At 60.7% G+C, this 6,920-nt stretch carries 10 protein-coding genes; 5 read left to right on the forward strand and 5 right to left on the reverse strand.

The window, feature by feature from the left end; genetic code table 11:
* Positions 1 to 84: 84 nt before the first annotated feature.
* The 3 genes from GZ093_RS19365 to GZ093_RS19375 form a co-directional block, all read right to left on the reverse strand.
* Entirely contained in the window at positions 85 to 327 is a 243-nt protein-coding gene (locus GZ093_RS19365; protein ID WP_296489225.1) for a PDDEXK nuclease domain-containing protein, read from the reverse strand.
* Positions 328 to 406: 79 nt separating this feature from the next.
* Positions 407 to 1,348: a GSU2403 family nucleotidyltransferase fold protein gene (locus GZ093_RS19370; protein ID WP_296489227.1), complete on the reverse strand. Its 942-nt coding sequence runs from the start codon at positions 1,346 to 1,348 to the stop codon at positions 407 to 409.
* Positions 1,349 to 1,581: 233 nt separating this feature from the next.
* On the reverse strand, positions 1,582 to 2,481 hold the full coding sequence (locus GZ093_RS19375; RefSeq protein ID WP_296489229.1) for a LysR family transcriptional regulator: 900 nt from the start codon (positions 2,479 to 2,481) through the stop codon (positions 1,582 to 1,584).
* Between the two features lie 183 nt (positions 2,482 to 2,664).
* Between GZ093_RS19375 and GZ093_RS19380 the strand changes: the two genes are divergently transcribed.
* From GZ093_RS19380 to GZ093_RS19390, 3 genes are all read left to right on the forward strand, one after another.
* The gene (locus tag GZ093_RS19380; RefSeq protein WP_296489240.1) at positions 2,665 to 3,306 is read left to right on the forward strand and encodes an NAD(P)H-dependent oxidoreductase; all 642 of its coding nucleotides are present in this window, start codon (positions 2,665 to 2,667) and stop codon (positions 3,304 to 3,306) included.
* Between the two features lie 302 nt (positions 3,307 to 3,608).
* Positions 3,609 to 3,863, forward strand: a complete 255-nt coding sequence (locus GZ093_RS19385; RefSeq protein WP_296489230.1) for a hypothetical protein — start codon at positions 3,609 to 3,611, stop codon at positions 3,861 to 3,863.
* Positions 3,860 to 4,150 carry a hypothetical protein gene (locus GZ093_RS19390; protein WP_296489232.1) on the forward strand — a complete coding sequence of 97 codons (291 nt, stop codon included), beginning with the start codon at positions 3,860 to 3,862 and terminating at the stop codon, positions 4,148 to 4,150. The genes GZ093_RS19385 and GZ093_RS19390 overlap by 4 nt, the downstream gene beginning before the upstream one ends.
* Positions 4,151 to 4,232: 82 nt before the next feature.
* Here GZ093_RS19390 and GZ093_RS19395 read toward each other — a convergent pair whose 3' ends face one another.
* Positions 4,233 to 5,408, reverse strand: coding sequence for an ATP-binding protein (locus tag GZ093_RS19395; RefSeq protein WP_296489233.1), 1,176 nt, complete (start codon positions 5,406 to 5,408; stop codon positions 4,233 to 4,235).
* A 161-nt stretch (positions 5,409 to 5,569) separates the two neighbouring features.
* Here GZ093_RS19395 and GZ093_RS19400 point away from each other — a divergent pair, with 161 nt between their 5' ends.
* Positions 5,570 to 5,950: a VOC family protein gene (locus GZ093_RS19400; RefSeq protein WP_296489235.1), complete on the forward strand. Its 381-nt coding sequence runs from the start codon at positions 5,570 to 5,572 to the stop codon at positions 5,948 to 5,950.
* 191 nt (positions 5,951 to 6,141) lie between these two features.
* Here the strand turns inward: GZ093_RS19400 and GZ093_RS19405 are convergent, their stop codons facing one another.
* Positions 6,142 to 6,321, reverse strand: coding sequence for a hypothetical protein (locus tag GZ093_RS19405; protein ID WP_296489237.1), 180 nt, complete (start codon positions 6,319 to 6,321; stop codon positions 6,142 to 6,144).
* Between the two features lie 164 nt (positions 6,322 to 6,485).
* Between GZ093_RS19405 and GZ093_RS19410 the strand changes: the two genes are divergently transcribed.
* A partial coding sequence (locus GZ093_RS19410) for an SRPBCC family protein (RefSeq protein ID WP_296489238.1) occupies positions 6,486 to 6,920 on the forward strand: 435 nt, incomplete at its 3' end.

The raw sequence follows: 6,920 nt of genomic DNA on the forward strand, positions 1-6,920 counted from the left end.
TTCGTTTACATCAATGCAATGAATACCGCCTATCAAAAAATAAATCCAATACCTCTTGATTTGGTGGGAAGTCCCTGTAGAGGGCTACAGGCTAGTTTTATCATCATGCGCATCCACGTCCGGTAATTCCGCTGCCCACTCGGCCAGCTTGCGCTGCAGCTCTTCTTTGCTCGGCAGATACAGCGGGTACTCGCGGGCGTGGATGTTGGCGTCTTTGGGCAGGGTGATTTCGACCAGCACTTCGTGCTTCTTTTTGCACAGCACAATGCCGATGGTCGCGACCTCAGCGTCGGTTTTGACGTGGCGGTCAAAGTAGTTGACGTACATCTACATCTGGCCCAAGTCCTGGTGGGTGACCGCCGCGCCTTAGCCGATGGGCGCATGGTGCCGGTGAGTCTTCAATAATTCACAGATGCGGCAGGTATTTCTCCAGCATCTCCTGGACGGTGTCGGCCTGTAGAAGGTCGCGCCGGCGTTTCATGGCTTCGCGCTCAGTTTGGGTAGACATCCATCGTTTAAACGCCACAAAAGTGGCAGGATGCACGGTATTCATGCGCGCCATGGTGCCGTTGGTGGCCACGATCACGGCAGAAAAGCCGGGAGAGTCCAGCAGCACATTGGCGCGGCGCGCTTGCACTACCCAGAAATCTTCATCCTCATCGCTGAGTTTGATGGGGTGCGGGCCATCTCCCGCGCGCTCGCGGCGGATGATGTCCACTTCAAAACCGTCTTTGTTGACGGCGGTGTATTTTTGACTCTTGCGGATGCGAAAGGTGCTGTCCACCTTTTTCAGAACGCCCAGCATGGAGCTGTCCACGCGCGCCAACTGGGTAGAGAAGAGGATGCGTTTGCGGGTATCCCACAGCAGGTCAATGTCGCGGGTGGCCAGCGTGTCCGAGTCCAGCCGCACCCCGGCGGTGGCTTCAAATGCGTAGAGCGCATGGGTGCCGACCACGCGAAAGTGAGGGCTCAGGTGGGTGCTGGCCAGGCGGCCCAGCAGCGCCACGACCAGTGGATCGACCCGGCCCACGCGCAGGGCGCGGTTCAGGCGCTGGTGTTGTTCCAGGGCGGCTTTGAGGCCGGACACGCGCTCGGCGCTTGCGCGCTTGCGCTGGGTGAAGCGCTCATATATGGCTTCGGTCTCAGCTGTGCGGGCTCCGAGGCTGGTCTCATTCCCGGCGGGGGTGGTGCGCACCAGGTATTTGGCGTCGGGCGCAGATGCGGGGCCAGCATGCCAGTACATGCCGCCGCGCACTTGGGCGGCTTCCTCCAGGGCTTCTTCCAAGGCCTCGAAGGTGGAGACAGCATCGATGTACTGGCGGGCGATGGTGGCGCTGGTCTCTAGCATTTCGGTATGTTAATACGAATTCTATATTTACACCGTAAATCTTTATTTTTCAATAACTTATAGTTGCTATTTTGGCCAATTATGAGCCAACAAAGCGGCCAGTTCGAGTAAGCCAATCGCCTGCCCGCCAGGGCGCGTTTGTCCTCGCTGTCCATCCTGAACATGCTACTGTTTAAGTAGCGGTCTACCCACATTCCACTAGGGCTAGCGGCCTATTTCTTGCACAAAGAACTTCAAAGCCGCTGCGCAAACCGCCGCGACAGCAAAAACTCCACAAACGTGGCCGTGTTCAGTGCCAGCCATTGGCGCGCCGGGTACACCGCGTACAGCGACGGCCCCACGGGCAGGCGGTAGGCCGGGAGCAGTTCGACCAGTGCACCACTGGCCAGCTCTTGCTCTACCAGGAGCCGGTCCAGCACGGCCACGCCCGCCCCGGCACAGGCCGTGGCCACCAGGGCCATGCCGTCGTTGATGCGAATGCGGCCCTGCACCCGCACCAGCGTGGTGGTGTCGTCCAGCATGAAGGTCCATTCGTCGTACACGCGGTTGTCGCGCGTCCACAGCAGGCATTCATGCTGCGCCAGATCCTGGGGCTCAGCGGGCACCCCGGCGCGTGCCAGGTAGGCGGGCGCTGCCACCAGCACGCGGGGGTTGTCGGCCAGTTTGCGCGCCACCAGCGTGGAGTCGTCGAGATGCGCCACACGGATGGCCACGTCGATCTGCTCGGCGATCAGGTCGCTCAGGCGGTCTTCCACCAGCAGCGTCAGCTCCACCAGGGGGTGCAGTTGCGTAAATTCGGTGATCAGGGGCACCAGATGACGCTGCCCCAGCGGGCGCGGGCAGGCCACCCGCAAGGGGCCGCGCACCTCTTGCTGGAACTGGCCAGAAATTTGCGCCACGTTGCTCAGGGCGCGGTCAATCTGCTGGGCTTGCAGCAGCACCACCTTGCCCACCTCGGTCAGCGTCAACTTGCGCGTGGTGCGCTGGATGAGGCGTGCGCCGAGGTCGGATTCCAGCCGGGCCAGCTGGCGCGAAAGGACAGACTTGCCGCAGCCCTGCCGCGTGGCCGCAGCGCTGATGCTGCCCGCATTGACGATGGCCGAGAAGGTGGTGAGGAGTTGGGGATTGAGCATGGTTAGCGGTTTATTGTTGCTCCAAAAGCAACTCAATTGTGCTTTATTAGGGCTTCTCAAGCAACGTTAATGCTTCTACATTCGATGCCAACCTAACCCAGTCCCTATCCAAGAAAGCTTTGCATGACCCAGTCCGCCACTCTCGCAGCACCCGCCAACACCGAACTCCCCAGCACCCAGGAGATGCCATCGGACGCCATGATCGAGCGTCTGCAGTGGCGCTACGCCGCCAAAAAGATGGACCCCGCCAAAGCGGTGCCCCACCACAAGGTGGAGCGTATTCTGGAAGCGGCGCGCCTGGCACCGACCTCCAGTGGCTTGCAGCCCTACGAGATCATTGTGGTGACGAGCAAAGAGGTGCGCGAGCGCATCAAGCCGATCGCCTGGAACCAGGGCCAGATCACCGATGGCTCGCATCTGCTGGTGTTTGCGGCGTGGGACAACTACACGGCCGAGCGCATCAACATGATGTTCGACCTGACCAACAGCGTGCGCGGCTCTAAAAACGAGGGCTGGGAGAACTACCGCAACATGCTGCTGGGCATGTACCCGCAGCGCGATGCCGAGGTGAACCACCAGCATGCGGCGCGCCAGGCCTACATTGGCATGACCGCCGCCATGCTGGCCGCCGCCTTTGAAGAGGTGGATTGCACCCCGATGGAAGGCTTTGACCCCAAGGCGATGGACGAGATTTTGAACCTGCGCGAGCGGGGCCTGCGCAGCGTGGCCATTTTGCCGCTGGGCTACCGTGAGGCCGACAAGGACTGGCTGGTGAACCTGACCAAAGTGCGCCGCCCGCGCGAGCAGTTCATCACGGAAGTCTGATCACCGACCGTGCGATCTGAGGCTGAAGCCGATCGTCAGAGTCGGCTTGTATTTTGCTCCGTTGTTAATAGCTGCATGTGCAATATCCACGAGGGCTGCAGTCCTATTTGGCTTCAAACCGGCGGTAATTACCTGTCCAGTAGTTCTTGCACCGCATCCGCCCGCAGCACGTCCCTGCGGCGCCTGAGGGTCGCCTTTTCGCCCCGGCGACATGTCTGAGGTGCGCACCAATGGGTCGCTTGCCGAATCGCAGCATATGTCGTACTATCAATCGCACTATTAACAGCATTCTGGGGGCCGCCATGACTCACATCAGCGCCAACGATCTCAAGACCAAGGGTATTGCTGCCATCGAATTCGCGCTCAGCACGGCGCCCGAGGCCGTTGTTTCGGTGCGGGGCAAAGACAGGTTTGTGGTGATGGACATGGCGCATTACCACTACCTGCGCGAATGCGAGCTGGATGCCGCGCTGGCCGAAACCCGCGCCGACTTGACCGCTGGCCGCACGGTGCAGGAGTCACCCGAGGCCCACTTGGCGCGGCTGGACACGCTGTGAGCGCGTCGCCAATGCCGTTTTCCCTGCTCTTTACCGAACAGTACAACCGCCGGGCTGCCAAGTTTTTGAAGCAGCACCCGGAGTTGCGCAGCACCTACCTCAAGACGCTCCAGTTGCTGGAGGCAAATCCCACGCACCCTTCTCTGCGTTTACATGCCTTGCGCGGCAAGTTTGACGGCCTGCATTCGGTGTCCATCAACTTGTCATACCGCATCACGTTGGAGCTGCTGATTCAAGACCAACAGATCATCCCGGTGAACGTGGGTGACCATGATGCGGTTTATTGATCTGCGGAAGCGGCTGGTCGCCATTTGCTCTGTATTTAATAGCTGCTGCCGAAAGTAATACGGGGGTTAGAGCCTGATTTTTCTAGTCATGCGCCAGCAGCGCGGCCAGCGCCTGCAAGCCAATCGCCTGCGAACCATGGCGCAGGGGGATGCGCTCCTGCCCCGGGTACACCACGTAGCGCTGCGCTATCTGCAGGTCGTCGCAGGCAATGACAAAGCCCTTTTCCGGGCTGGGCGCCATGGAGCGTTTGACCTCAATCGCCATCTCGGGTTTGCCGCCTTTTTCCAGCACCAAGTCAATTTCTGCGCCGACCTGGGTGCGGTAGAAGTAGGGTACGCGGCGGCTGCCGGCGGCCTGGATCAGGTTCTCGATGCAATGGCCCTCATAGCTCAGGCCGCACACGGGGTGGCCCAGCAGGTCGTTCAGAGTTTCCAGTTCCAGCAGGCCGTGCAGCAGGCCGCTGTCGCGCACATAGACCTTGGGCGACTTGACGAGCCGTTTGCCCAGGTTGCCGCCCCAGGGCCGCAGGCGGCGCACCAGTTGCAGGTCCACCAGCAGGTCGATATAGCGGTCAATGGTGGGGTTGGCCACGCCCAGCGCGCTGGCAATGCGCGACTGGTTGAGCACACTGCCCTGGTTGTGCGCCAGCATGGTCCACAGGCGGCCAATGGTCTCGGCAGGCAGGCGGGGCGCAAACATGGGCACGTCGCGTTCCAGGTAGCTGCGGATGAAGTCGCGCCGCCAGTCAAGGCTTTGGGTGTCGTCAGCAGCCAGCAGGCTGTCAGGAAAACCGCCGCGCAGCCACAGGGTGCTGTCGGCAATGCCAGCAGCAGCGGCTTCACCGGTGTTGAGCGGGGCAATGTCGAGGTAGGCCACGCGCCCGGCCAGTGTCTCGCTGGATTGGCGCATCAGGTCCAGCGCGGCCGAGCCCAGTAGCAAAAACTGCCCGCTGCGCAGGCCGGCTTGCCGGTTGTCGTCGATGATGCCGCGCAAGATTTCAAACACGCCAGGCGCGCGGTGGATCTCGTCCAATATGACCAGTTTGCCCTGCTGGGCGCGCAGGTAGGTGTCGGCGTCTTCCAGCCGCAGGCGATCAAAGGGGCGCTCCAGGTCCAGGTACACCGCGCCGCCGGGCCAGTCCTTGGCAAGGGTGCGGGCCAGCGTGGTTTTGCCCACTTGGCGCGGCCCCAGCAGCACCACGGCAGGGGTTTGGAGCAGTTTTTGGCGGACGGTGGATTCAAATTGACGGCTAATCATTATTGAAATTTTAACTAATGAAGTTATTTTTGCAATGTAAATATAAATCTCCCTGGCAATGAAGGGCACCGTTCGTTATTTGAGCCACCGGCCGTAGGCCAACTGGCAAGTACCATGCTCACAAATCAACCTGCCCGCCATGGGCTCCAACGGAGAAAGTTATGTTCAGTCATGTGATGTTCGGTGTGAATGACCTTGAGGTTTCCAGAAAGTTTTACGACGCGCTGCTTGGCACGCTGGGCATCGGCCCGGGGTTTGCCAACAAGAGCCGGTATTTCTACCGCAGCGCCACGGGTCTGTTTGGCATCACCACGCCCATCAACGGCGAGCCCGCGACCCACGGCAATGGCAGCACCCTCGGGTTTGCCGCGCAGTCACCGGAACAATGTGACGCATTCCACGCGGCCGGCATCGCCAACGGCGGCACCACCTGCGAAGACCCACCGGGCTTTCGCGACGGCGCGGCAGGCCAACTCTACCTGGCGTATCTGCGCGACCCGGACGGCAACAAGATCTGCGCGCTGCACAGGCCTGCCAAGTAAGTCTCGCTGCGCTTGAGGCCGATTAGCCGTTCAAACCCTTACCCCACAGTTCGAATTCACCCCTTTTGAAGACGGCAACGGCCGCGTATTACAACGCCTTGAACCGGGCGGCGGCTTTCTCGGCGGCATGCCGGCGGAAATAATTCAGCTAGATCACCGGCACCTCCAAAGCCACCGCCACCCGTGACCTGTCAGAGCTGCTGCGCCATGGTTTGCTCAAAGTTGAAGGCGTCGGCAAGGCCACCCGCTATGCCGTCAATGTCGAAGGCTGGAGTCAGCCAGTCGTGTCGTGACATGTCGCCAGGGAACGCATGGTGTGTTGCAAGAGCCCGGCTTCCCACCGCGATGGCGAACGCGAGCACCGCGCCCATGGCGCAGGATCGTCGCAAGGGACAGACATCGATGGCAACGTGGACACTGCCCAGGGCCTGCGCTCCCCTTCTTGTGCGCGGTACACAATTGAATCTACGCCTTGGCGCGAACGCATGAAGCAAGGCGTGACCTCACTTTATTTGACCATGAAGGAGAGCAGACCATGCCTAGCAACACCGTACAGCTTCATCGCGTCATCCGCGCGCAACCGGAGCGCATCTACCGGGCATTTTTGGAGGCCGACGCCATGGCCAAGTGGGTAGCGCCCTATGGCTTCACCTGCAAGGTACACCACATGGACGCCAAGGTGGGCGGCACTTTCAAGATGACGTTCACCAATTTCGGCACCGGCAACGGCCACAGCTTTGGGGGTGAGTACCTGGAGTTGGTACCCGCGGCCAAAATCTGCTACACGGACAAGTTTGACGACCCCAACCTGCCCGGCACCATGAAGACCACCGTCACTTTCAAACCAGTGTCCTGCGGCACCGAAATGAACATCGTGCAAGAAGGAATACCCGAGGTCATCCCCGTTGAGATGTGCTACCTGGGCTGGCAAGAGTCACTGGCGCAACTGGCCATGCTGGTCGAGCCACAA

The organism is Rhodoferax sp. (genome assembly GCF_010365055.1).
Classification (GTDB): Bacteria; Pseudomonadota; Gammaproteobacteria; order Burkholderiales; family Burkholderiaceae_C; genus Rhodoferax.